25 protein-coding genes and 1 rRNA gene are annotated in these 24,540 nt (G+C 63.6%); 8 read left to right on the top strand and 18 right to left on the bottom strand.

Translation table 11 applies throughout. The annotated features are described in order from the left end of the window. Positions 1 to 6 precede the first annotated feature (6 nt). From hscA to GV035_RS18440, 9 genes are all read right to left on the bottom strand, one after another. Entirely contained in the window at positions 7 to 1,872 is a 1,866-nt protein-coding gene (gene hscA, locus GV035_RS18400) for a Fe-S protein assembly chaperone HscA (protein ID WP_159836426.1), read from the bottom strand. A gap of 63 nt (positions 1,873 to 1,935) precedes the next feature. Continuing rightward, on the bottom strand, positions 1,936 to 2,466 hold the full coding sequence (gene hscB, locus GV035_RS18405; protein ID WP_159836427.1) for a Fe-S protein assembly co-chaperone HscB: 531 nt from the start codon (positions 2,464 to 2,466) through the stop codon (positions 1,936 to 1,938). 84 nt (positions 2,467 to 2,550) lie between these two features. After that, positions 2,551 to 2,874, bottom strand: a complete 324-nt coding sequence (gene iscA, locus GV035_RS18410; protein ID WP_159836428.1) for an iron-sulfur cluster assembly protein IscA — start codon at positions 2,872 to 2,874, stop codon at positions 2,551 to 2,553. A gap of 100 nt (positions 2,875 to 2,974) precedes the next feature. Further along, positions 2,975 to 3,403, bottom strand: coding sequence for a Fe-S cluster assembly scaffold IscU (gene iscU, locus GV035_RS18415; RefSeq protein ID WP_159836429.1), 429 nt, complete (start codon positions 3,401 to 3,403; stop codon positions 2,975 to 2,977). Positions 3,404 to 3,450: 47 nt separating this feature from the next. Beyond that, positions 3,451 to 4,674, bottom strand: coding sequence for an IscS subfamily cysteine desulfurase (locus tag GV035_RS18420; protein ID WP_159836430.1), 1,224 nt, complete (start codon positions 4,672 to 4,674; stop codon positions 3,451 to 3,453). Between the two features lie 92 nt (positions 4,675 to 4,766). Continuing rightward, entirely contained in the window at positions 4,767 to 5,294 is a 528-nt protein-coding gene (gene iscR, locus GV035_RS18425; protein WP_040050918.1) for a Fe-S cluster assembly transcriptional regulator IscR, read from the bottom strand. A gap of 130 nt (positions 5,295 to 5,424) precedes the next feature. Further along, positions 5,425 to 5,907 (bottom strand): low molecular weight protein-tyrosine-phosphatase, encoded by a 483-nt coding sequence (locus GV035_RS18430; protein ID WP_159836431.1) that lies wholly within the window; start codon positions 5,905 to 5,907, stop codon positions 5,425 to 5,427. An 85-nt stretch (positions 5,908 to 5,992) separates the two neighbouring features. Continuing rightward, the gene (locus tag GV035_RS18435) at positions 5,993 to 7,210 is read right to left on the bottom strand and encodes a patatin-like phospholipase family protein (RefSeq protein WP_159836432.1); all 1,218 of its coding nucleotides are present in this window, start codon (positions 7,208 to 7,210) and stop codon (positions 5,993 to 5,995) included. A 13-nt stretch (positions 7,211 to 7,223) separates the two neighbouring features. Continuing rightward, positions 7,224 to 8,018, bottom strand: coding sequence for a 3-hydroxybutyrate dehydrogenase (locus GV035_RS18440; RefSeq protein WP_159836433.1), 795 nt, complete (start codon positions 8,016 to 8,018; stop codon positions 7,224 to 7,226). A gap of 256 nt (positions 8,019 to 8,274) precedes the next feature. Here GV035_RS18440 and GV035_RS18445 point away from each other — a divergent pair, with 256 nt between their 5' ends. Further along, the gene (locus GV035_RS18445) at positions 8,275 to 9,120 is read left to right on the top strand and encodes a 23S rRNA (adenine(2030)-N(6))-methyltransferase RlmJ (protein ID WP_159836434.1); all 846 of its coding nucleotides are present in this window, start codon (positions 8,275 to 8,277) and stop codon (positions 9,118 to 9,120) included. Here GV035_RS18445 and GV035_RS18450 read toward each other — a convergent pair. Next, positions 9,117 to 9,395: a hypothetical protein gene (locus tag GV035_RS18450; protein WP_236572656.1), complete on the bottom strand. Its 279-nt coding sequence runs from the start codon at positions 9,393 to 9,395 to the stop codon at positions 9,117 to 9,119. The genes GV035_RS18445 and GV035_RS18450 overlap by 4 nt on opposite strands. Before the next feature lie 186 nt (positions 9,396 to 9,581). Between GV035_RS18450 and copM the strand changes: the two genes are divergently transcribed. Continuing rightward, complete coding sequence (gene copM / locus GV035_RS18455) at positions 9,582 to 10,001, top strand: CopM family metallochaperone (RefSeq protein ID WP_201303997.1); 420 nt, start codon at positions 9,582 to 9,584, stop codon at positions 9,999 to 10,001. 98 nt (positions 10,002 to 10,099) lie between these two features. Here the strand turns inward: copM and GV035_RS18460 are convergent, their stop codons facing one another. After that, complete coding sequence (locus GV035_RS18460; RefSeq protein WP_159836435.1) at positions 10,100 to 10,246, bottom strand: DUF3563 family protein; 147 nt, start codon at positions 10,244 to 10,246, stop codon at positions 10,100 to 10,102. A gap of 221 nt (positions 10,247 to 10,467) precedes the next feature. Then, positions 10,468 to 10,854: a Cu(I)-responsive transcriptional regulator gene (gene cueR, locus GV035_RS18465; RefSeq protein ID WP_159836436.1), complete on the bottom strand. Its 387-nt coding sequence runs from the start codon at positions 10,852 to 10,854 to the stop codon at positions 10,468 to 10,470. Between the two features lie 96 nt (positions 10,855 to 10,950). Here cueR and GV035_RS18470 point away from each other — a divergent pair, with 96 nt between their 5' ends. Both GV035_RS18470 and GV035_RS18475 read left to right on the top strand, forming a co-directional pair. Further along, the gene (locus GV035_RS18470) at positions 10,951 to 11,157 is read left to right on the top strand and encodes a heavy-metal-associated domain-containing protein (RefSeq protein ID WP_159836437.1); all 207 of its coding nucleotides are present in this window, start codon (positions 10,951 to 10,953) and stop codon (positions 11,155 to 11,157) included. Next, positions 11,154 to 12,092 (top strand): dTDP-4-dehydrorhamnose reductase family protein, encoded by a 939-nt coding sequence (locus tag GV035_RS18475; protein WP_159836438.1) that lies wholly within the window; start codon positions 11,154 to 11,156, stop codon positions 12,090 to 12,092. The genes GV035_RS18470 and GV035_RS18475 overlap by 4 nt, the downstream gene beginning before the upstream one ends. 3 nt (positions 12,093 to 12,095) lie before the next feature. Here the strand turns inward: GV035_RS18475 and GV035_RS18480 are convergent, their stop codons facing one another. The 4 genes from GV035_RS18480 to rrf all read right to left on the bottom strand — a co-directional run bounded on the left by GV035_RS18480 (position 12,096) and on the right by rrf (position 18,328). Continuing rightward, entirely contained in the window at positions 12,096 to 15,560 is a 3,465-nt protein-coding gene (locus tag GV035_RS18480; RefSeq protein WP_236572657.1) for an error-prone DNA polymerase, read from the bottom strand. 5 nt (positions 15,561 to 15,565) lie between these two features. After that, the gene (locus GV035_RS18485) at positions 15,566 to 17,182 is read right to left on the bottom strand and encodes a Y-family DNA polymerase (protein ID WP_159836439.1); all 1,617 of its coding nucleotides are present in this window, start codon (positions 17,180 to 17,182) and stop codon (positions 15,566 to 15,568) included. Beyond that, positions 17,127 to 17,990 carry a translesion DNA synthesis-associated protein ImuA gene (gene imuA / locus GV035_RS18490; RefSeq protein WP_159836440.1) on the bottom strand — a complete coding sequence of 288 codons (864 nt, stop codon included), beginning with the start codon at positions 17,988 to 17,990 and terminating at the stop codon, positions 17,127 to 17,129. Before imuA ends, GV035_RS18485 begins: the two co-directional genes overlap by 56 nt. 224 nt (positions 17,991 to 18,214) lie before the next feature. Continuing rightward, positions 18,215 to 18,328 (bottom strand): 5S ribosomal RNA (gene rrf / locus GV035_RS18495). Between the two features lie 422 nt (positions 18,329 to 18,750). Between rrf and GV035_RS18500 the strand changes: the two genes are divergently transcribed. From GV035_RS18500 to GV035_RS18515, 4 genes are all read left to right on the top strand, one after another. Then, entirely contained in the window at positions 18,751 to 19,962 is a 1,212-nt protein-coding gene (locus GV035_RS18500) for a DUF2863 family protein (protein WP_159836441.1), read from the top strand. Positions 19,963 to 20,288: 326 nt separating this feature from the next. Then, positions 20,289 to 20,954 (top strand): helix-turn-helix transcriptional regulator, encoded by a 666-nt coding sequence (locus tag GV035_RS18505; protein WP_236572658.1) that lies wholly within the window; start codon positions 20,289 to 20,291, stop codon positions 20,952 to 20,954. A 68-nt stretch (positions 20,955 to 21,022) separates the two neighbouring features. Next, positions 21,023 to 21,697, top strand: coding sequence for an energy-coupling factor ABC transporter permease (locus GV035_RS18510; protein ID WP_159836442.1), 675 nt, complete (start codon positions 21,023 to 21,025; stop codon positions 21,695 to 21,697). Positions 21,698 to 21,844: 147 nt separating this feature from the next. Then, on the top strand, positions 21,845 to 22,435 hold the full coding sequence (locus tag GV035_RS18515; RefSeq protein WP_159836443.1) for a BspC domain-containing protein: 591 nt from the start codon (positions 21,845 to 21,847) through the stop codon (positions 22,433 to 22,435). Between the two features lie 88 nt (positions 22,436 to 22,523). On the opposite strand, the gene GV035_RS18520 is transcribed toward GV035_RS18515, so the two are convergent. Next, a complete protein-coding gene (locus tag GV035_RS18520) occupies positions 22,524 to 23,684 on the bottom strand; it encodes a M14 family metallopeptidase (protein WP_159836444.1) in 1,161 nt (386 codons plus the stop codon). Positions 23,685 to 23,708: 24 nt separating this feature from the next. Further along, positions 23,709 to 24,488 carry a peroxide stress protein YaaA gene (gene yaaA, locus GV035_RS18525; protein ID WP_159836445.1) on the bottom strand — a complete coding sequence of 260 codons (780 nt, stop codon included), beginning with the start codon at positions 24,486 to 24,488 and terminating at the stop codon, positions 23,709 to 23,711. Between the last annotated feature and the right edge of the window lie 52 nt (positions 24,489 to 24,540).

The following is a 24,540-nucleotide window of genomic DNA, read 5'->3' on the forward strand; positions in this document are numbered from 1 at the left end:
AGTGGATCAGACGTCGTCGAGCTTGCGCCCCGCGAGCGCGCGGCGAATGCTCTTGTTCATTCGGCGCGCGGCGAATTCGTCGGTGGCGGCGGCGAGCGCCTTCGTCGCGTCGTCGATCTGCTCGACGGATTCGCCCTGCGCCACCTTTGCCAGTTCTGCCATGAGCGTTTCGATCTGCGCGCGTTCGGCGTCGTCGAGCAATTCGCCGTCGGCGGCGAGCGCGGCCTGCGTCGCCTCGATCAGGCGTTGCGCTTCGACGAGCGCCTCGCGCAGCGCGCGGGCGCGCATGTCGGTCTCGGCGGTCTTGAAGCTTTCTTCGAGCATGCGGGCGACGTCGTCATCGGCGAGACCGTAGGACGGCTTCACGACCACCGATGCCTCCACGCCCGATGTCTGCTCGCGCGCAAAGACCGACAGCAGGCCGTCCGCGTCCACCTGATACGTGACGCGGATGCGCGCCGCGCCCGCTGCCATCGGCGGAATGCCGCGCAGCTCGAAACGCGCGAGCGAACGGCAGTCGGCAACGAGCTCGCGCTCGCCTTGCACGACGTGGATCGCCATCGCGGTCTGGCCGTCCTTGAACGTGGTGAAATCCTGCGCGCGGGCGGTCGGAATGGTCGAATTGCGCGGGATGATCTTTTCGGTGAGACCGCCCATCGTTTCGACGCCGAGCGACAGCGGAATCACGTCGAGCAGCAGCCAGTCGTCGCCCTCGCCGCGCCGGTTGCCGGCGAGCAAGTCCGCCTGAATCGCCGCGCCCAGCGCGACGACCTGATCCGGATCGAGATTGACGAGCGGCGGCTGGCCGAAAAACGTTTCGACCGCGCGGCGGATCACCGGCATGCGCGTCGCGCCGCCGACCAGCACGACGCCCTTGATATCGGCGGGCGTCACCTTCGCGTCGCGCAGCGCCTTCTTCGTCGGCCCGAGCGTGCGCGCGACGAGCGATTCGGCGAGCGCGGCGAACTGCGCTTCGCTCACGGAAACATCGATTGCTTCGCCCGTGGACAAGCTCGCCCGCACGCGCGTTTCGCTCGCGGACGACAGCGCCTCTTTCGCCCTGCGCACGCGATCGAGCAAGAGCCGCACGTCTTCCGGCGTTCGCGGCTGAACGCCGGCCGAGCTCAGCACATGGCGATACAGCGCGTGGTCGAAGTCGTCGCCGCCGAGCGCGGAATCGCCGCCTGCCGCAAGCACTTCGAACACGCCCTTCGTCAGCTTGAGAATGGAGAGATCGAAGGTGCCGCCGCCGAGATCGTAGACCGCGTACAGCCCTTCGGAGGCGTTGTCGAGCCCGTAGGCGATGGCCGCGGCCGTCGGCTCGTTGAGCAGGCGCAGCACATTGAGGCCGGCGAGCTTCGCCGCGTCCTTGGTGGCCTGACGCTGCGCTTCGTCGAAATAAGCGGGAACCGTGATGACCGCGCCGACGAGATCTTCGCCGAGCGTGTCTTCGGCACGGTAACGCAGCGTCGCGAGGATTTCCGCCGACACTTCGACGGGACTCTTCACGCCGTCGACCGTGCGAATCTGCACCATGCCGGGCGCATCGACGAAATCGTACGGCGCGTTTTCGGCGCCTTCGACTTCGCTCTTGCCGCGGCCCATGAACCGCTTCGCCGAGACGATCGTGTTGCGCGGGTCCGTCGCCGCTTCTTCTTTCGCGATACGGCCGATACGCCGGCCGCCCTTTTCCAGATAGCGCACGACGGACGGCAGGAGCACGTGGCCGTCTTCATCGGGCAACGCTTCGGGCACGCTGTTGCGCACGGCGGCCACGAGCGAGTTCGTGGTGCCGAGGTCGATGCCGACCGCCACGCGCCGCTGATGCGGCGCGGGCGCCATGCCGGGTTCTGAGATTTGCAGTAAAGCCATCGTTGGTCTTATGGGGTTGTGTGCGGCGCGCTTGGCCTATGCTTGCTGGTCATGCGCTCGCGGTCAGGCGCTTTCGAGCCGCTCGATCTGCACGCCGATCTCGTGCGCGACGCGTTCGATGAACATCAATTGACGCACCGCTTCGCCCGCCGCCTGATCCGCGTTGCTGTCGATGAGCGCCGCGAGTTTCGAGAAGCGCACGCGCTCTTCGTCGCGCAACGCGTCGAGGAGCGTCTCGAGCGCACCGACGTTCCTGGCCGCGGCGGCATCTTCGATATTCTCGCGCCATTCCATCTGCTGCATGAGAAACGCCGGCTCCATCGCCGTATTGTTCTCGGCGCCCACGTCGATGCCGCGCAGCGAGAGCATATAGCGCGCGCGCTTTAACGGATCGCGCAGCGTCTGATACGCCTCGTTCGCGCGCGTGGCCCATTGCATCGCGAGTCGGCGCTGCGCGTCGCCGGCGGCGGCGAAGCGGTCGGGATGCACTTGCGCCTGCACGGTGCGGTAGGCGTCGTCGAGCCGATCGGGATCGACCGCGAAAGTCGGCGGCAGGCCGAAGAGATCGAAGTGGCTGTCGGTGAGCGTGGCCATGACGTTGTCAGTGAGTTCAGGATGCGCGAATGAAAAAGGCGGCCCGCGCCGCCTCTTTTGCCGAAACCGCCGGCGTCACGCGCGTCATACGCGGAACGATTCGCCGCAGCCGCATTCGTCTTTCGCGTTCGGGTTGTTGAAGCGAAAACCCTCGTTCAGCCCTTCGCGCGCGAAATCGAGTTCCGTGCCGTCAAGATACGCGAGGCTCTTCGGATCGATGATGATCTTGACGCCCGCCGATTCGAACACCATGTCTTCGGGCGCCAGTTCGTCGACATATTCGAGCTTGTAAGCCAGACCCGAGCAGCCGGTCGTGCGAACGCCCAGACGCAGGCCGACACCCTTCCCGCGCCGCGTCAAATACTTATGCACGTGTTGTGCTGCCTTCTCCGTCAACGTGATTGCCATAGTCGTCGCGTCTCTCGCGCTCAAATCGTGCTCCCCGTAGCCGCGCCGCTTTTCATGCGGCGCCGCTACGGCCTTTCGCTGCCACTTACGTGTGCCAACCTTATGCCGCCTGCTGCTTTGCCTGAGCGTCTTCCGCTTGCGGCGCAGCAGCGCCGTGACGCTGCTTGTAATCGGCGACCGCTGCCTTGATCGCGTCTTCCGCGAGAATCGAGCAGTGGATTTTCACCGGCGGCAATGCCAGTTCTTCGGCGATCTGCGTGTTCTTGATCGTCAGCGCCTCGTCGAGCGTGCGGCCCTTCACCCATTCGGTGACGAGCGAGCTCGACGCGATAGCCGAACCGCAGCCGTACGTCTTGAACTTCGCATCTTCGATGACGCCGTCCGCGCCCACGCGAATCTGCAGCTTCATCACGTCGCCGCATGCGGGCGCGCCGACCATGCCGGTGCCGACAGCGTCGTCGTCCTTCGCGAACGAGCCGACATTGCGCGGGTTTTCGTAGTGGTCCAGAACCTTGTCGCTATAAGCCATGATTCAAACTCTCCGTGTGTTCGTTTCGCGTGGAAGCAGTGCGTCGTTCAGTGCGCCGCCCACTGGATGCTCGAAATGTCGATGCCGTCCTTGTGCATTTCCCAGAGCGGCGACAGATCGCGCAGTTTCGCAATTTTGTGCTTCAGCAGGTTGACGACGTAATCGACGTCCTGCTCGGTCGTGAAGCGGCCGACGGTGAAGCGGATCGAACTGTGCGCCAGTTCGTCGTTGCGGCCGAGGGCACGCAGCACATACGACGGCTCCAGCGACGCCGACGTGCACGCCGAACCCGACGACACCGCGACATCCTTCACCGCCATGATCAGCGACTCGCCTTCGACGAAATTGAAGCTGATGTTGAGGTTGTGCGGCACGCGGCGTTCCATGTCGCCGTTGACGTACACCTCCTCGATTTCCTGCAGGCCGCGCAGCAGCCGGTCGCGCAGCATGCGGATGCGTTCGTTTTCGGTCGCCATTTCTTCGCGCGCGATGCGAAACGCCTCGCCCATGCCGACGATCTGATGCGTCGCGAGCGTGCCCGAGCGCATGCCGCGCTCGTGGCCGCCGCCGTGCATTTGCGCTTCGATGCGCACGCGCGGCTTGCGACGGACATACAACGCGCCGATGCCCTTCGGACCGTACGTCTTGTGCGCCGAGAACGACATGAGATCGACCTTCAGCTTCTGCAGATCGATCGTGATCTTGCCGGTGGCCTGCGCCGCGTCGACGTGAAAAATGATGCCCTTCTCGCGCGTGATCTCGCCGATCGCCTCGATGTCCTGAATGACGCCGATCTCGTTGTTCACGCTCATCACGGAAACGAGGATCGTGTCGGGGCGAATCGCCGCCTTGAACTTGTCGAGGTCGATCAGGCCGTCTTCCTTCACGTCCAGATACGTGACTTCGTAGCCTTCGCGCTCGAGTTCGCGGCAAGTGTCGAGCACGGCCTTGTGCTCGGTCTTCACCGTGATGATGTGCTTGCCCTTACTCTTGTAGAAGTGCGCCGCGCCCTTGATGGCGAGGTTGTCCGATTCGGTTGCGCCCGACGTCCAGATGATTTCGCGCGGATCGGCATTCACCAGCGCCGCGACCTGCTCGCGCGCTTCCTCGACCGCGCGCTCCGCATCCCAGCCGTACTGGTGGCTGCGCGACGCCGGATTACCGAACTGCTCGCGAAGATACGGGATCATCTTGTCCACCACGCGCGGATCGATCGGCGTCGTCGCGCTGTAGTCCATGTAAATGGGCAGGTGGGGGATATCGTTGTTCATCAGTCGCTCCGGGAAAATCGGTCAAATCGCTTGGCTGGGTCGCTAGCGCCGCGTCGCAGTACGTTCTGCGGATCGAGGCGCGGCAGGACGCGTCAGCCAGCCAGATTGAAAATGGAATTCGGACCCTTGGGCACCACGCGCGCCGCCTCGACGCCCGCCGGTTCCGCGCGCCGGTCGCGCAGCACCGCTGCGGAACCTTCGCGGGCGCGCTGCTGGTCGACCAGATCCTTCAGCGAGACAGAATCGAGGTACTCGACCATCTTCTGGTTGAGCGTCGCCCAGAGTTCGTGCGTCATGCAGTGGCCGTCGTGCTGCTTCGTGCCTTCGCAGGTGCCTTTGCCGCCGCACTGCGTGGCGTCGATCGGCTCGTCCACCGCGATGATGATGTCCGCGACCGTGACGTTCTCCGCCCGGCGCGCGAGGTTGTACCCGCCGCCCGGCCCGCGCACCGATTCGACGATCTCATGACGACGCAGCTTGCCGAACAGTTGTTCGAGATAGGAAAGCGAGATGCGCTGGCGCTGACTGATGCCTGCCAGCGTCACCGGGCCCTGCTCCTGGCGTAGCGCCAGGTCGATCATCGCCGTGACGGCGAAACGGCCTTTCGTGGTGAGTCTCATAGTTGGGGGCTAACGCTAATACTCGATGGTTTTGATCAAGTATAAATATCCCACAGTTTTAGTCAAGTATCCGGGCGGAATATGTAACGATTTAATCGATCTTTTCGCCTGCCAGCAGCGCCTTGCTGCCCTACGGCCACAACTGCGCGCGGAGCGTCTCGAGCAAGCCTTGACAGGCGTCTTCGCACTGGTCCAGCACGCGCTCGAAACCTTCGTCGCCGCCGAAGTACGGGTCGACCACCACGCGGCTGTCGTCCCGCGTCGCGAATTCCATCAGGAGCCGGATCTTGTCCCGATACTCCGGCGGACAGACCGACGCGAGCGCAGCTGCGTTGGCGTCGTCCATGACGATGAACAGATCGAAGCGGGCGAAGTCTGCCGCGGCGACCTGACGGCCGCGCAGCGTCGACAGGTCGTAGCCGCGCCTTTTCGCCACTCGCTGGGCGCGCTCGTCCGGCGGCTGACCGATGTGCCAGTCACCCGTGCCCGCCGAATCGATGATGATCCGGTCCGCCAGTCTCGCCCGCTCGACGAGCTCGCGCATGACCGCTTCCGCGCTGGGCGACCGGCAGATGTTGCCGAGACAGACGAAGCAGATGGCGATCGAATTCATCGGGCCGTGGACGAGGGAGTTGAAGGTTGAACGGCGCGTTCAAATGCGCTCGGATTATACAAAGGCTCGCCCAAACGCGCCCGGGCTAGCCCTTCTCGCGGTGAATGTCGTGCGTGACAAACCCGCTTTCGCCGTTCGGCATGTCGAGCCAGTCGCGGTGGTCGAGCGTGCGGCGGATATCGGCGAGCCCGCTTTCCCAATGCTCCTGCATTGTCGAGAAGCCGAACTGATAGTCCTTGTACTGGCCCTCGTATTCCTTCTGCCGATAAATCAGGTGAATGATGTTGTAACGCTTCGAGCAGGCGAGTTCGGCGGCGCGGCGGCACCATTCGTCGGTTCGGCGAAGCTCCTCGGGCACGAGCTCGAGGACGTGCTTCAGCAGGTTGCGATACCGCTGCGCACGCTGCATGTCGTCCGTCACGAGCCGCGTGCGGCTCGAATACTGCACGTCCTTGATGCGTCCCATCACGTCGACGATGCTGTCGGGCACTGGCCCGCGCGCGCTCCAGAGATCGACCTGGAAAGCGAGCGTGTCGCGGCGCGGCGTGGCCTGCGCGACCTCGTAAAGTGGCGTATTCGACATGAGGCCGCCGTCCCAGTAGAACTGTCCGTCGATCTCGACGGCGGCAAAACCGGGCGGCAGCGCGCCGGACGCGAGGAAGTGCTCTGCTCGCAGCGTCATCCGCGTGTTGTCGAAATAGGCGAAGTTGCCGGTCGCGACGTTCACCGCACCGACAGACACACGTGTCTCGCCGGAGTTGATGCGGTCGAAGTCGCAAAGGCGTTCGAGCGTGGCCTTGAGCGGCGTCGTGTCGTAATAACTTGCCGTCTCGGGCGAGCCCGCCGCGACGGGCGACGGCGGCGGAAAGCGCGGCACGAAGAAGCCCTTCTGCCCTTCGACGAGTGCGTCGACCGCCTGCAGCGCAGTGAAGGCCTTGCGAATCTGGTCGGTGGAATCGAAGAACGCCCGCTCGACGAACGCGGGCAACGGAAAACCGAAGGCCGGCTGACAGATGGTTTCCCAGAATTCCCGCAGCCGCTCGACGCGCCGTTCCGGCGCATTCCCGGCGATGATCGCGGTATTGAGGGCCCCAATCGAGATGCCGGCGATCCAGTTCGGGTGGATGCCGGCTTCGTGCAACCCTTGATAGACACCTGCCTGATACGCACCGAGCGCGCCGCCGCCCTGAAGCAGGAGCGCGATGGTCTCATAAGGCGGCAAGCCGATGCGCTGCTGCGAAGCCGGCGCTTCTTCGTGGCTCCGCTCGGATCGCACGGCCTCGTTATCGTCGATTTCTGACATGGCGCGCGGTCCCCTACTGCATGTACCAGCCGTGGCTCACAACGAACGATTGTCCCGTCAACGCCGCCGTTTCGAACGCGGACAGGAACAGCACCGTCTGCGCGACGTCTTCGACGGTGGTGAACACGCCATCTACCGTGCCGCCCAGCATGACGCGCTTCACCACTTCTTCTTCGCTGATACCGAGTTCCTTCGCCTGCTCGGGAATCTGCTTGTCGACGAGCGGCGTGCGTACGAAACCCGGACAGACGACGTGAGAGCGCACGTTGTGCTTCGCGCCTTCCTTGGCGAGCACGCGCGCGAGGCCCAGCAAGCCGTGTTTGGCGGTCACGTAAGCGGATTTGAGCGGCGACGCTTCATGCGAATGCACCGATCCCATATAGATGACCACCCCGCCGCGATCGTCCCTGTACATGTGCTTAAGCGCCGCGCGCGTTGTGAGAAAGGCGCCGTCGACGTGAATGGCCATCATCTTCTTCCAGTCCGCGTACGAATAGTGTTCGATCGGATTGACGATCTGGATGCCGGCATTCGAGACGAGGATGTCGATTGAGCCGAACTCGCTCGCGACACGGTCGATGCCCTCATCGACGGCCGCTTCATCCGTGACGTCCATGGCGATGCCGATGGCCTTGCCGCCCTTCCCGCGAATCTCTTGCGCGACGGCATCCGCGCCCGACTGGTTCAGGTCGGCAATCGCGACGGCCGCCCCCGCGCCCGCAAGGGTGAACGCAATCGCGCGGCCGATGCCGCTCGCAGCACCCGTGACCACTGCCGTCTTGCCGTCGAGCTTACCGTTCTGTGACATGCCAACCTCCTGTCGGATGACTGAATTAAAACCGCGATGCATGCGGTCTTCAAGCTGGCCGTTCGGCATAGGAACAATCGCGCAAATTCGGAAGATCGCTTATGCCGTTCGGCCAGCTATTGCGCATGGCCGGGAGCGGCTATTGTGCATGAACGTAGCGGTTCGCCGCAGTGAACGGCCGAGCGAAAGAGTCGCACGCACGCTCCGTTACAATGGGCCGCTTCCGTTTTTCATCGTCTTTTGCGGGTCACTCGTCATGCTCAGTTACCGTCACGCCTTCCACGCGGGCAACCACGCCGATGTGCTGAAGCACGCCATCGTCGTTCAGATGCTTCGTTATCTCGGGTTGAAGGACAAGCCGTACTGGTATATCGACACGCACTCCGGCGCGGGCGTGTATTCGCTCACCGAAGGCTTCGCGGTAAAGAACGCGGAATATGAGTCGGGCATCGCGCGATTGTGGGATCGCACGGACTTGCCGCCGCTTCTCGCCGACTACGTCGATGAAGTGAAGGCGTTGAATCCGGACGGCGCGCTGCGCTTCTATCCGGGCTCGCCGTATCTGGCGTGGCGCGCGATGCGCGAGCAGGATCGCATGCGGCTTTTCGAGCTGCACAGCACGGAGATCGACGTGCTGCGTCACAACTTTCGCGACGCCGGCCGCCGCGCGATGATCTACGACGGCGACGGTTTCGAAGGCATCAAGGCGATTCTTCCCCCGGCGCCGCGCCGCGCGCTCGTGCTGATCGATCCGTCTTATGAGGACAAGCGCGACTATGCGCGCACGGTCGCGTGCCTCGAAGAATCGCTGAAACGGTTCGCAACAGGAACGTACGCGGTCTGGTACCCGCAAGTCGCGCGCATGGAATCGCAACGTTTCGCCGATCAGTTGAAAGCCATTCAGCCGACTGGCTGGCTGCACGCGACGCTCACCGTCAAGGCGCCGCCTGCGGACGGCCTCGGCCTCTTCGGCAGCGGCATGTTCATTCTTAATCCGCCGTATAAGCTGGCGAGCGAGTTGAAGCAGGCATTGCCCTATCTTGTCGATGCCGTCGGTGAGGATGCGGGCGCCGCGTTCAAGCTGGAGCAGCGCGCGGATTAATTGGGGCTTGCGTAAGCAGGATGCGTCGCATGGTGCCTGCGCGAAGGGCTTCCGTTATTTGTCGCGGGCGTCGCCGTCGGCCCGCCGTATTCGACATAGGGCGATACCACGATCGGCTGCTGCTCCTGCTGCGGCGATCCGGGCAACGTCGCCATCGGGACCATGCCCGGGCTTCCGAGCGGTGCGCTTTGCAGGACGGTTCCGCCGACGCCGCTGTGAATGCCGGTTTGCGTATCGAGCACGAGCGGTTCGCCGCCGGGTTTGGCGGATGCCAAATTACCGCAGCAAAGGGCTACGGCAAGCAGTGCGCAACGTGCTGGAAGACGGGTAGTCGTCCTCTTATGGCTCTGACTTGGCATCGATCGCTCTATTCGGTAGACGAAACGACTTTACCTTACCCCGGTGGCAAGCTTTAGGCTAGGCGCGCCAACACCTAACCTTGCTCGACTATCGGAGATTTCATGGTTCCAGCACTGAAGCTGCTGTACGCGCCAGTTGCCCTCATCATCGTCTCTTTCAGCGCAAGCGGCTTCGCGCAGACCGCAGCCGCTTCGCATGGCGCCATGCCTGGCATGGACATGGAACACAGCACGGCCGGCGACGCCAGCAACGCAAATGCGCCGTCGAACGCAGCCTTCGAAGCCGCCGACGAGTCGATGATGTCGGGCATGTCAGGCGTTCAGTACACGGGAAACGCTGACCGCGATTTCGTCGCGCACATGATTCCGCACCATGAAGGCGCGGTCGAAATGGCGAAGGTGGAGTTGAAGTACGGCAAGGACACGCAATTGCGCAAACTCGCGAAGGACATCGTGGCGGCGCAGGAGAGGGAAATCGCTTTCATGAAGCAGTGGCTTTCGAAGCACCCCGCGCAAGACTGACGTCGCTCCGGAACAGAGCAGCGGAAACGACAAAGCCCCGCGTTGCGGGGCTTTTCGTTCAACATCTGGCGCACTTCGCTATGCGCTTGGCGCAGACCTCAGATGTTGTAGCCGTTGTTCTCGAGCGAACGGATACGCTTCTCAAGCTGGACGACATCCGTCGACTGCGCGAGGTACTCTTCGCGACGGCGTTGTTCGGCGGCTTCAAACCAGATGCTGAGTTTTTCGAGCAGGATTGCAAACATGATTTTCTCCAAGGATTTTCGCTGGTCCCTGGCGGTTCGGGTCAGGGATAACCCGCATTAGGGATAACCCTGATTATAGCGGAGCAATCGACGATGCATGAGTGAAATGCTCGCATGAAGTGCATTCCGTTTCGGAATGGTGCGGATCGTACGGCGGTTAGGCTCTTGATTCGACACGGAAACCCGGCGTAAGCGCGTGGAATCGCACCATTTCAGTGCAGTCACTGCGCCAATTTGTCCAGGATCGGGCAATCGGGGCGGCTGTCGCCGTGACAATGGTTGGCCAGATGTGACAGCGTGTCGCGCATGTCGGTCAACTCTGCGATGCGGCAATCGAGCTCGGCGACGTGTTCCAGCGCGATCGCCTTGACTTCCGCGCTGGCTCGCGTTCGGTCGCGCCAAAGCGCGAGCAGCTTGCGAATGTCGTCGACCAGAAACCCCAGACGCCGCGCCTGCCGCACGAAACGCAGTGCATGCACTTCGTGCTCGCCATACACGCGATAGCCGGACGACGTACGCCCGACCGGATTGAGCAGCCCGACGCTCTCGTAGTACCGGATCATCTTCGCGGTGACGCCCGACGCCCGGGCCGCTTCGCCAATGTTCATCAGCTATCTCCAAACTATTGATCGACTCTACACCTTCCCATCATGGCAAGGTATACGATGTCGATACACTCGCACCTAATTCAAGAGGAAATCGACATGACGGAATTCGAAGTTCAGGGCATGAGTTGCCAGCATTGCGTCGCGGCTGTCACGCGTTCGATCCAGGAAATCGATCCGCAGGCGCAAGTCCGCGTCGATCTGGAACGCGGCAGGGTCGCGGTCGAGTCCGCGCAGACGGAGCAGGCGCTGAAAGACGCCATCGACGAGGCGGGTTACACCGTCGTGGGCACGGCATCAGCATGACGGGGAAGAAAGGCTTCACGGTTGCGCTGATCGGCGCGTCGGGTCTTTTGGGGCGCGCGGTCGCCGCCGAACTCGCGAGTGCCGCGGCAGCAGCGGATTGGCGCCTCGTGCGTACGGCGCATCGGCGCGTGGATGCGGGCAGCGTGCCGCTCGATATTCGCGACCACGACGCCGTGCGCGCCTTCGTGCGCCGCGAAAGGCCGGATGCCGTCGTGATCGCGGCGGCGGAGCGTCGGCCGGATGTCTGCGAAGACGACCCGTCGCTCGCCCGCGCGCTGAACGTGGACGCGGTGCGTCTCATCGCCACGGAAGCGAGAGCGGTCGGCGCCTGGGTGCTGTCGATTTCGACCGACTATGTCTTCGACGGCACGTCCGCGCCCTGCTTTCCCGACGACGCGCCCGCGCCGCTGAACGCCTACGGCCACAGCAAGCTGGACGGCGAGCGGGCGCTGCTCCAATCCGATCCGCGCTCCTGCGTGCTGCGTCTGCCGCTGCTTTACGGGCCGGTCGTCGACTGGAATGAATCCGCCGTGACGAGTTTGACGCCCGCGATCGTCGCATCTGCCGATAGTGCAAACTCGCCTGCCCGCATCGACGCCTGGGCGACGCGCTACCCGACCTACACGCCGGACGTCGCGGTGGTCATTCGCGGCATGCTCGAACACCACGCTCGCGGCACGACCATTTCCGGCATCACGCAATGGTCCAGCGACGAGCCGATGACAAAGTTCGATATCGCCGAGCGCATCGCACGTGTGCTGAAGATCGACGCGAAGCTCGTCGCGCAACGCGAACCAACCGACGCGACGCCGCGCCCGCGCGATTGCCACCTGGATTCAGGACGCCTCGAGGCGCTCGGCATTGGGCGGCGCACGCCATTCGACACGGCGATCGAACGGCTGCTCGCGAAATATCCGGCGCTGCCGCCGCTGTGACGTTCAGTGAAAGTCGCGGCTCGACGCGGCGAGCCGCCCGAGCAGCGCAGTGTGATCTTCGAGCCGTTGCGCTACCAGATGCCGCACGTCGCCCTCGTTCTGCCACACGCCATGCACGCCGAGCAGCGACGCGCCGAGCAGCACCTTGCGCTGCTTCTCGACGAGCCCCGGCCAGACGATCACGTTGATCGCGCCGGTTTCGTCCTCGATCGAGACGAAAATCGTGCCGTTCGCCGTGCCCGGCCGCTGGCGCACCGTCACGATGCCGCACGCCCGCACGACGCGCCCTGTCTTGAGTTCCGCCAGATCCGCGGCCGTCCGGAAACGCAGGCGCGCAAGCCTGCCGCGCAACAGCGCGAGCGGATGGCGGTTGAGCGTGAGCCCGAGACTCGCGTAGTCATCGACGATTTCGCGGCCCTCCGATGCCTGCGGCAACGCGAGCGGCGCCTCGGCCATCGGCGCGTCGCGCAGTAATTCGGGCGCGCGCTGCTGCGCGGTCACCGCCCACCACGCCTGACGCCGGTGCCCCGCAATGCTCGCGAGCGCGTTGCCCGCGGCGAGCGCCTCCAACTCCCGACGCGACAACGCCGCGCGGCGCGTGAGATCGTCGACATCGGCAAAAGGCGCCTCGGCCCGCGCGATCATGATCCGCTCGGCCGCGGCTTGCGGCAAACCTTTGATCAGTTGCAGGCCGATTCTCACGCCCGGTCCGCCCGCGCCGTATCGCTGCGCTGGCAGCCGGACACGCGCGGCGAGCTTGCGCGCGCCGCGCCGCATGGTCTTGCGAAAGATCTGATGCGGCAACGGCGCGCCGTAAAACTGCTGACGCCGCTGCTCCTTGCCTGCATCGAAGACGACGCGCTCGCCTTTGCCGGGCGCCATTTCGAGCACCGAGTCCCAGTCGCTCAGCGACACATCCGGCGCGAACACGTCGACGCCGTGCCGCCGCGCGTCCTGCACGAGTTGCGACGGCGAATAAAAGCCGAGCGGCTGGCTGTTTAGCAAGCCGGCAAGAAACGCCGCAGGCTCGTAACGCTTGATCCACGCGCTCAGATAGACGAGCAGCGCGAAGCTCGCTGAATGACTTTCCGGGAACCCGTATTCGCCGAAACCCTCGATCTGCTTGCACACGCGCGACGCGAACTCGTGCTCGTAGCCGCGCGCAAGCATCTTCTTCATGAGGTCGGCCTGATACTCTTCCAGATGACTGCCGCGTCGCCAGGCGGCCATCGCGCGGCGTAGCTGGTCGGCTTGCTCGGCCGTATAGCCTGCCGCGACCATCGCGAGCTTCATCACCTGTTCCTGAAAGATCGGCACGCCGAGCGTGCGACCGAGCACGGGCCGCAGTTCTTCCTTCGGATAATCCTCTTCCTCCAGACCCTGCTTGCGCCGCAGATACGGATGCACCATGCCGCCCTGAATCGGGCCGGGACGGACGATCGCCACTTCGATCACGAGGTCGTAGTACTTTTGCGGCCGCAAGCGCGGCAGCATGCTCTGCTGCGCCCGCGATTCGATCTGGAACACGCCGATGGTGTCCGCGCGGCAGCACATCTCGTAGACCGCTGCGTCCTCCCGGCGAATGTGCGAGATGCCGAATTGCGGGATGCCCCGCCGCAGCGCGACGAATTCGAGCGCGCGACGGATCGCCGACAACATGCCGAGCGCGAGCACGTCGACTTTCAGGAGCTTCAACTGGTCGATATCGTCCTTGTCCCACTGGATCACGCAGCGGTCTTTCATCGCGGCGTTTTCGATCGGCACGAGCCGCGACAGCCGTTCCCGCGCGATCACGAAGCCGCCGACGTGCTGCGACAAGTGGCGCGGAAAACCGCGCAGTTCGCGCGTCAGGCGAATGAGATGCCGCGTGATGTGGGAATCTTCACTGAAGCCCGCTTCCCGGAGATAGCCGGCGACCGCCGACGGCCCGTCCCACCACTGCTGCGCCTTGCCGATACGCTCGATCAGCGAGGCATCCAGTCCGAGCGCGCGGCCCACGTCTTTGAGCGCGCTGCGCGTGTGATACGTCGTGACCGACGCCGCCAGCGACGCGCGATGCCGCCCGTATTTCCGGTAAATGTACTGAATGACTTCCTCGCGCCGCTGGTGCTCGAAATCGACGTCGATATCGGGCGGCTCGTTGCGCGCGTGTGAAATGAAACGCTCGATCAGCAAGCCCATTCTGACCGGATCGAGTTCGGTGATGAAAAGGCAGAAGCAGATGATCGAATTCGCCGCCGAGCCGCGCCCCTGACACAAAATGCCCTTGCTGCGCGCGAAGGCGACGATGTCGTAGACCGTCAGGAAGTATTTCTCGTAGCCCAGGGTGGCGACGAGCGCCAGTTCCTTGTCGATGAGACCGATGGTGTCGGCATCGAATCCGTTCGGCCAGCGCACTTTCGCGCCCGCCATGACGCGTTTGCGCAGATAGCTGGCGGGCGTTTCGCCGGGCGGCACGAGTTCCTCCGGGTATTCGTACTGAAGCTCGTCGAGACGGAAGGTGCAGCGGGCGGCCACTTTCAGCGTTTCCGCGATCGCCGCCTTCGGATACAGCGCGCCGATGCGCAAACGCGTGCGCAGATGCCGCTCCGCGTTTGCTTCGAGCGCATAGCCGCACTCGGCAAGCGGACGGCCCAGGCGAACGGCGGTCAGCGTGTCCTGCAAGGGCTTGCGCGAGCGCGCATGCATCAGCGCGCCGCTTGCCGCGACGAGCGGCAGCCCGCTCGCCTCGGAAATGACGCGGCACGAAGCAAGGCGCTCGTCATCGCTGCCGTCCTGCCAGAGTTCCAGCGCGAGCCACGCGCGCCCCGCCGCGAAGCTGGCAAGCCAGTGCGCGCGCTCGAGCGTGTCGGCGAGCGTCGCCGCGCGCTGCGGCACGAGAATCAGCAGGCAGCCGGGCAAGTGCTTCAGATGCGCGATATCGCCGCGCAGATCGGCGGCATCCGTGGCATCGGACGATGCGGCCGGATCGGTGAAATCTTCGGGGCCCAGCCGATAGCGGCCCTTCGGCGAACGGGAGCGCGCGAGCGAAATCAGCTCGGACAGATTGCCGTAGCCTTCGCGGTTCGTCGCCAGCGCGACGAGCGTGCAAAACGGCTGGCCGTCGGCGTCGGTCAGATTCAATTCGCTGCCGATGATGAGCTTCAAAGCCGATTGGTCGGGCAACGGCTGGCCGGCGAGCCGCGCGGCTTCGACCGCGGCTTTCACCTTGGCCTCGATGTCCTTGATCGCGGCGTGCGCGCGCACGACGCCCGCGAGCGAGCATTCGTCCGTGATCGCGAGCGCGGTATAGCCTTGTTCGAGCGCCGCGACGGCCAGTTCCTGCGGATGCGATGCGCCGCGCAGAAACGAGAAGTTGCTGATGCAATGCAGTTCGGCGTATCCGGGCAGGAGCGAGGAGGCGGACACCGCGCCGGAAAAATCTCTGCCCTCGTCGCCGAGACCGATGATGTCGTTGAGGTCGTCCATCGGCGTCATCCAAAGAATCCATGCAGGAACCACGCGCCGCTCAGACGTTCGCGATACAGCCAGAACATACGGCCGCGATCGTCGGAGGCGACGTAGTAATCGCGCTGGACGCCGTTGCCGTCCCACCACCCTGCCTCGATGCGCTCCGTTCGGCTGATGAGCTTCAGCGGACGGCGATAGAACGGCCGCTCGTTGCGCAGTTGCAGCTTCTGCGGCGTTTCCAGGATCCACGACGGGCGCGGCTGCGAAGGCACGGCGCGATCGGGGAGCTGCAGCGGCTCGTCGGCTTCGGTTTCCTGCGCTTCTTCGGGGGCTTCGTTGGGCGCTTCGTCGGGGGCTTCGTCGGGCGCATTCTCGACATGCGCGAGCTTCGGCTTTTTCGCGCGCTTCGGCTTGCTATCGCGTACCGTCTGATAAGGCTCGACCGTCATTGCCGCCTCGGGCCGATGATCCTCCCGCGCAACCAGTTGCACGACGTTCTCCGCGCCCAGCCGCGCGCTCAGACGCTCGAGCAGTTGCGCCATGGATTCGTTATCGGAAGTGGGCATCGGAAACAGCGTGTCGGACGGCGGCGCGTGCTCGCTGACTTTGTCGGCGAACAGCTTCATTTCGATGACCGGCGCGGCGAGCGTCGTCTGATTCAGCTTTTCGCGCAGCAGCCAGAGGACGTGATCGGCGTCGCGCGTCGGCACGGCCCACGCAATCTTGAGCGTCGATGTCTTCGGCGCATTCCGCGCGGCCAGTTCGTGTTCCAGCAGCAGCGAAAATTCGCTCACTGCCGCGTGATGCGCGCTCAGCCAGCCGGCCAGTTGCAGCACGAGCCGGCGCGCCGCGAACAGCAGCGCCTCGGCGCTTTCCACGCGTGCCTGCAATTCGAGCCGCGCCTCGAACGATGCCGGCGCGCAGAACGCCTCGCGCGGATCGGGCGCCTGCCCGTAAGCCTGCGCGAGCCATTGCAGAATTCCCTGCCCGAATCGCCGCGCGACGCCCTTGCGTGGCAAGCGGCGCAGATCGGCGAGCGTCGAACAGCCAATCTGTTCGAAGACGTTTCCATGCGATTCCGCCGACGGAACCAGCGATACCGGCAACGCGTCGAGTACGCGCACGAGCGTCGTCTCCTTCACGATGCGCACGCGACGCGTCACGCGGCGAGTGCGCGCATGCGCGAGCAGCCAAGCGCCCCACGCGGTCGGCGCACACCCCATTCGCGACGTGAAGCCGCACCCTTTCACCGTTGACGTCACTCTGGCGATCAGCGCCCGCAGGCCGCCGAAAAGCCGCGTGCTCGCACCGACTTCCAGCAGCACCGTATTCGCATGCGCGAGCACGACCTTCGGCGTGAATGCGAGCAACGCCAGCGCAACCGCTTCGAGCGCGCACTGCTCCGCGCTGACATCGACCGTGAGCAGCGTCAGCCGCGGCGCCAGCGCGAACGCGTGAGAACGCGTGCTGCCGGGCCTCACCCCCAGCCGATACGCGATGAGATCGGGCAGCAGAATGCGCGCGTGATCGGCGAGCGCGAAACAGGGCTGATCGCTCTCCTGTGCGGCAGGCGTGTCGACGCGGTCATTCGGCGTCGGCCTCGCTCCAGGCGAAATCGAACCGGCCGATGCGCATGGCATCGATGGCGGCTTGACTGCTTCGAGCGATAAAAGCGGCAATGTCACCGCTATCCACAACATGTTTGACCTCTCGTGCTTTCCTTTGCTGGCTGGCGCGGCGCAGATGCTCGGGCAACGCGGGCAACTGGAGCGGCAGGCGCAAATGCAACGGCTTTTCCAGCAACGGACCGCGTCGCTTGATGATGCTGATCTCCAGCATGACGACCTGCATCCATTCGCGACGATTCATCGTCGGCGCGGCTGCGGGCAGCATCGGTTTGCAGATCATTCGCAGCGGCGCCGCCGATGACTGCTTCGCGGCATTCAGCGGACGAAACAGGAATGCCAGCGATTGCGCCTCCTGTGCCACCACTTGCAATCGCCGCAAGGCTTCGGGGCGCGCCTTGGGGAGCCAGATCAACACGGCGCCGATGCCCTCCTGCTTGAGCGACTGCTCCGCTGCCCACAGCACCTGATCGTCGGGCGCTTTGACCCAGACTAGCTTGTTCGGCGCGATGTTCATCGCCCGAAAGGCGGCGTGATTGGGCATCCAAGGCGGCGCGATGAAGACGACGGAGCGGCTTTGAGCCGTCGCCAGCTCCCGCAACGTGCGCGCGAGCAGCCGTATTTCACCGACACCGCTCTCTTCGATCAGCATTTCGGTGACTGTGCCCGGCTGCCAGCCTGCGCCCGGCAATACCAGATCCAGCATTCGATAGCCGCTCGGAACGACGCCTGAATGCGAGGGGGTGAACTGTTCGCCTTGCCATAGCTGCTGCTGCAGGCGCGAAGTCAGTTCGAAGTCCAGTAATGAAAGTGCGGCACCCATGAATCCCCGTCTGCCGGATGCAGAGTCCGCTCATGCGCGAGCGCAAAGCGGCTTCTGGTTTGTACTGTATGTTTATACAGTATTTTGGGGTGCGCTGGGCGAATGACAGGGTTGCCCAAGAACTTCGAGGAAGTGTAAGCGGGGAAGCAGACGGATCGCGTTTTCGAGAGCCAACGCAAAAACCCCACCTTTGAGGGGTGGGGTTTTTGTTTTCGGCATGAGGAGCCTGACGATTACCTACTTTCACACGGGCAATCCGCACTATCATCGGCGTGGAGTCGTTTCACGGTCCTGTTCGGGATGGGAAGGGGTGGGACCGACTCGCTATGGTCATCAGGCATGAGGGGATGTTGTGTCGTCGGGGGACGGCACAACCAATCGGGGAAGAAGTAGTGTGNGTCTTGCGTCGCTGCATCAGCAGCAGAGAAACGAGATTATGCACGTCGTTTCGGTCAGTGTCAACAAGTTTTTGAACCACTTCTTCACTTGCCAACCGCGCTTGCAATATTTCTCACCACTCACAAGGTCACTGCCAAACCGCCGCTCCCGCTTCCTTCGCGTTCAATGAATCGCGAAGGAACGGAATTGTAGAGAGTGCTCACGCCGACCGCAAGGGCTCGGCGCAGATATTCTCGACTTCAGAGAAGACTGTATGCGCAGCCCACGCCGCCTATCCGCCACGACGACGCACCCAACCGGTAAAACGGCCTTCCAAGCGACTACAATAAAAGGTTCTCTGCCCAAATAAACTTGTATCGATATGCGCACGCGAACCGCTAAACGTATTCCTCCAGACGCGGACAAGCTCGTCAGTCTTTCCCTCGCGCTTTTCGCCTCGGGCAGCCGCGTCGAGGACCGCTTCTGGGAAGCCCGCCTCGACGTACTCATCGCTAAACTGGTGCGCAACGGCAATCAAACAACGCTCGATGCTGCTTTGGATCATCTTCAGCAGAATCATCCGGACGCCTATGGTGCGTTGGCCGACATGGCGGAAACGCACAGCGAGTCGTTCAGGATCGAGATCGATGGCCTGCCGCACGAGGCTCTATTGATCGCAGCGCCTGTGCTCGCGTGGACGCGCTACGCCATCCCGTCCGGCACGCTCAAGAGCGAGACTGTCGACGCGCTGCGCATTCAGTTGCAGGCGCACGTGCTGGCCGACGGCGCGCGCATCGCCGTGGCGCCTTATCTGTACAGCATCGACCAGTTGCCGCGCCATCACGTCGATACGGCGCGCCTCGCGCAACAGTTGACGCAAACGGCGCTCAGCGGGACCGTCGCGCGCATGAATCTGGCTGATTTGCCGGAAACGTCACCTATTCTCGCGGACCCGCGCTTCCTGCTCGCGGTCGCCATCGTTCCGGCAGGCTCGGCATTCTTCCGCTGGCAAGAGGACGAGAACGGAGGCCGCGTCGAGCGCGCTCAATGTCTCGAACAATGGGCGACTCAAGGTGGCGCCAGCTTCGCGACCATCCTGCCCGGATGCGAATTCGAGTGCTTGTTGCCCGATGCCTACTATTCGGCCTGTCGAGATGCCGACGAGCAAGTACGCCCTCACACTGTGCGGACCGCAGTTCGTTATCTGTTCGATACGCTCGGCACCGCGCCTCAGGAACTGCGCGCGGTCATAGCGGGCTTCGGGGAGCGCCGTATCGACGAATATCGGATCGGATTCACGCGTCGCGGCAGCAACGACGTCATCTACGGCGTCGTTTGGCCGCTGTACGGACGCGAGAACGGCGAGGCTGGGCTCGAAGATGAGGCCGAACTCGAAGGCGCCGACGGTCCGATCGAAGAAATCGTGGAGTTGCTGAGGAAGTCTGGCGTCACCGATGTCCGCCGCCATGCAGGACGTTTCGAGCCGGAATTCTGCGACGACTGCGGCGTGCCGCTCTACGCCGACCCGCTCGGCGAAATCGTTCACGCGGAAATGCCGGAGGACGCCGAACCGGCGCAGCCTCACTTCCATTGAAACGCGTGAGCGCATTGCGGCAGTCTGACGAAGCCCCGCCCTCGCGCGGGGCTTTGTGCTTTTCGCCTATGCCGTTCGGATAGGGGGCGCGATCGCAAGAAGTTTGTCAATATCACGCCGACGCCGACATTCGCTGGCGTTCCGCCGCGAGTAGGCGGCGGATGTATTGACACGAGGTTAAGCATGAAAATAATCATCATGGGTTCGGACGCGGAGCGCCGTGCGGGCCTAAGACACTGCTGCGCCGGGTCGCACGTCAAGCGCAGTTCACCGAAGTGAAAGACTGGCGGCAAGCCGCGTCTGCGCTCAAGCGCGTCGAGGCTCGCATGATCGTGATCGACTGGGCCGAGTCCATGCGCATGAGCGAGCTGGAGACGCTGCTCGACAACGCGCCCGCCGTTCCCGCCGCGGTCATGGTGGACCGCTCCGGAGCCGCACAGGTCTACATGCTCATGAGCGCCGGAGCGATGGGTGTCATTCCTCGCACCCTCGAACCCATCCTGATCCTTCGCGCGCTCGAAATGGTTCTCATCGGCGGTCACTATGTTCCGCCGGATGTGATCGATCTCGCGCCCATCCGCGATCTGCCGATCCGCCGTCAACAAGCGATCGCCGCGCAGCCCAGCAACGCGCGCGTGCATCCGACGTTATCGCCGCGCCAGCAACAAATCATGCGCTGCGTGCACATGGGAAGCACGAACAAGATGATCGCCAAGACGCTCGGTATCAGCGAAGGCACGGTCAAGATCCACCTTGCAAGCATCTTCCAGCAACTCGGGGCAACGAACCGCGCGGCCGCGGTCGCCATCTACAACGGCGTGCAGAATACCTATCTGGAGATCCTGCGCAGTCATGCCGACCAGTCCACCCGCGCAACACCGGGCGAGTCCAACGTCATTCCGTTGCGCAAGCGGCGGGCGAAGTATCCGCCGCTGAACGACCAAGAAGGTGCTTCGCTGCCAATGGCGGCGGAGCCCGAGGCGTCGTTCTAGCAACAATCGCGGAATTCGGGTTCGTTCATTGCGCACACGTTTCACGCGCAACGAGTAATATGCAAGGCATGGGGTTCTTCTATACACCGCTACCGCTTTGGCTGACCATCGGCAGTTGGATTGTTGCCGCGGGGCTGCTCGCACTCGTCTTCGTGCAGCGGCCGTTCAGTCGCCTGCAGGACGCCACGCTCCAGCACGTCTGGCTCGGCGTGATCGTCTCGGTCACGGTGTTGTGGGCATGCAATGCATGGTTCGATGACGGACCCGTCATCCATCTGCTGGGCGCGACGCTGATGGTCACGCTGTTTGACTGGCGGCTCGCGCTCATCGGAACTGCCGCGAGCACCGGACTCGCCGCCGTGGTGCTGGATGCCTCCTGGCTCTCGGTCGCAATCACCTATCTGCTTTTCGGAGCCGTGCCCGTCGCGGTCTCCACGCTGCTGCAGCGTCTGTCCAACGCATGGCTCCCACGCAACCTGTTCACCTTCATCGCAGGCCACGGGTTCGTGGTGTCGGCCGCAGCGGTCGCGGCTGCTTGCGGTTCGACCGTGTTGCTAGAGACGGCGCTCGCCGGTGGTCCCGTGAACGTGCCCGCGGCATTCACGCGCGGATCGCTGTTGCTGGGTGCCGGTGAAGCGTTGTTCACCGGGCTGCTCACCGTTTTGATCACGGTGTACAAGCCTGCGTGGATCACCACCTACGACGTGCGCCGTTATCGCCTCGACCGCGGCCCGCGGGTCTGAGCGCGAAACCGAAAGAACGTTCGCGCACGGCGAAACCGCGCCTTCTCGGAATCCGGGCGGTCGGAAACGCGTTCAAAGTGCGATAACATTGAACTCCTTCCCCACACGAGGCATCTTACTTGCCCGTGTCTTCTTAGCGCCAAATTGATGGAAAGTAACTACGCACCGCGCCGGCTGATGCGGCTCGCCGGCCGGCTTGCGGTATGCGCATGGCTTGCATGCGCCGTGTCCGCCTTTGCCGATACGCTCGACGAGCGCAATGAACTGGTTCATCACTTCGTGACCGATTTCAACGCCAATCCGCTGGTCGCGGATTGCGCCGCGCATGGCAATTTCATCGCCGGCACGTCGGCGGCATTCGATCACGTTGAATTCCCGCCCTCTTCTTTCGATGCATCGCATGCCGCCATCGAGCCGTGGAACGACTCGTTCGACGAAAAGAAGCAGCGCATCAAGGTGGACAACGTCGTGACCGTCGAGGGACAAGGCGTCACGAAAGACGGCGACAAAAACCCGACTCCGCTGAAGTTCCGTTGCGGCTATGTGGGCAGCCAGATGCTCGCCTTCGGATGGAATGATCCAGTCCCGCCGCTGCGTCCGCACGCCGAGCCGCGCACCTCGTCCGGCGCGAAGGGCAAGCACGGTGCGAAGACGAAGTCGTCGTCGAAGAAAGCGGCAACGGGAACCAAGACGAAGAGCAGCGGCAATAGCGCGAAAAAGGCGTCGAAGAAGCACTGAGCCGCTTCAAGTGACGCGGCATGAATCAAGGGCGCGGCCATCGCAAGACGGCCGCGCCCTTTTCACTTATGGCGAGGGCCAACCGCTCTCACGCCTCGATAGCCTGCAACTGCCAGAGAATCGCCTGCAGCATCGCGGCGCCGAGGGCCGAACTGCGTTCACCGTTCCAGCCCACGCGCTCGTCCGGCAGCTCGGCGTTGTCCTTGAATGGCATCTCGAGCGTGAGCGACAGGCACTTGTACTCGTTGCTCATGTACTTGGACGCAAGCTTCAGCGCATCTTCGCGATATTTGCTGCTCTCATAGCCGTGCACGTCCTGGAAGTCCGGACTGGCCTGCTTGAAGAACTGCACGAACGCCTTCTGCTCCTTCGCCTGCTGCTCCGTGAAGCCCGGCAGCATCTCTGATCCCGCGACGAACACGTGCGGAATGGCCTCGTCGCCGTGGATGTCGAAGAACATGTCGCATCCGGTCGCGCGAATCGCATCGCGCACGACCAGCACTTCGGGGCTGCGCTCGGCGCTCGGCTCCATCCATTCGCGATTCAGATTGGCGCCCGCGGCATTCGTGCGCAGATTGCCGAGCACGCTGCCGTCCGGGTTCATGTTCGGCACGATATGAAACACCGCGCGATCGAAGAGCGCCCGCGCGACCGGATCGCCCGACCAGTCGCCCCAGCCCGCGAGACGTTTCACGAGCCCTTCGACGAACCATTCCGCCATCGTTTCGCCCGGATGCTGGCGCGCGATGATCCACACATTCTTCTTTGGCCGCGCGTCCGCCTCGTCGTTCAGGCCCAGCGTGAGCAGCGACATCGGACGGTTCTCGACCGTGCGGCCGAGCTCGGTCAGCGTCGCGTGCGGCATCTGCTGGACCGCGCCGAGAAACTCCGAGTGGCGCTCCTCGCTATACGGCTCGAAGTACGCGTAATACACGCGATCGAAGTCGGGCGTGTGATCGATCGTCAGCACGCGGCCGTCGTACTGCGTCGGCACGCGAAACCAGTTCACGCGATCGTAGCTCGCGACCGCCCGGTAGTCGCGCCAGCCCTCGGCGAACGCGCACTGCGCCGCGTTCTCGAACGTCATCACGAGGCGCTCGCCGCGCGCGCCCGACACGCTAAAGTAGAACCATTGCGCGAAATCCGCACGCGTGTCCGGACGCACGCGCAGGCGAATGTTCGCGGGATTGCCCGCGTCGATGACGTCGATCGCGCCTGCGTCGAAATTGCTGGTAATCGAAATGCTCATGATGGTGTCCTTAATGCGCCTGTCTCACTCCGCGACCCGGCGGCGAAACACGTAAGTCGTATCGTTCGATGCCTTCGGATCGAACGTGTAGCCTTCGCTGTCGAAGCCCTTCAGCGCCTCGGGCTCGTCGATTCTGTTCTGCACCGCGTAGCGCGCCATCAAGCCGCGCGCGCGCTTCGCATGGAAGCTGATGATCTTGTAGCGGCCGCCCTTCCAGTCCTCGAAGACGGGCGAGACGACGGGCACGTCGAGCCGCTTTGGCTTCACCGACTTGAAATACTCCTCCGACGCGCAATTGACCAGCACCCGCGCGCCGCGCTGCCGCCTGAACTGTTCGTTGAGCGCCGCCGTGATGCGCTCGCCCCAGAACGCATACAAATCCTTGCCGCGCGCATTCGGAAACTTCGTGCCCATTTCGAGGCGATACGGCTGCAACAAGTCGAGCGGCCGCAGCAGCCCATACAGCCCCGACAGCACGCGCACATGATTCTGGGCGAAGTCGAGATCGGCCGAGTGGAGCGTCTTCGCCGCGAAGCCTTCGTACACGTCGCCGTTGAACGCGAGCACCGCCTGCTTGGAATTGTGTGCGTCGAATGTCTTCGACCATTCGGCATAACGCTGGAAGTTCAGCGCGGCGAGCTGATCGGAAATGCCCATCATGCCGCCGATCTGTTGCGGCGAAAGCTGCCGCAAGCCTTCGATCAACTCGGCGGCGTCATCGACGAATTCAGGCAGCGTGTGCTTCTTGATGTGGGCGGGCGTCTCGTAGTCGAGCGATTTGGCGGGCGATAGAACGATTATCATGGAGGCTCGCCGGCACCCCGCCGGCGACATAGGCATAAACCCCCGATTGTAT

Source organism: Burkholderia sp. 8Y (genome assembly GCF_902506145.1).
In the GTDB taxonomy this organism is placed as follows: domain Bacteria; phylum Pseudomonadota; class Gammaproteobacteria; order Burkholderiales; family Burkholderiaceae; genus Caballeronia.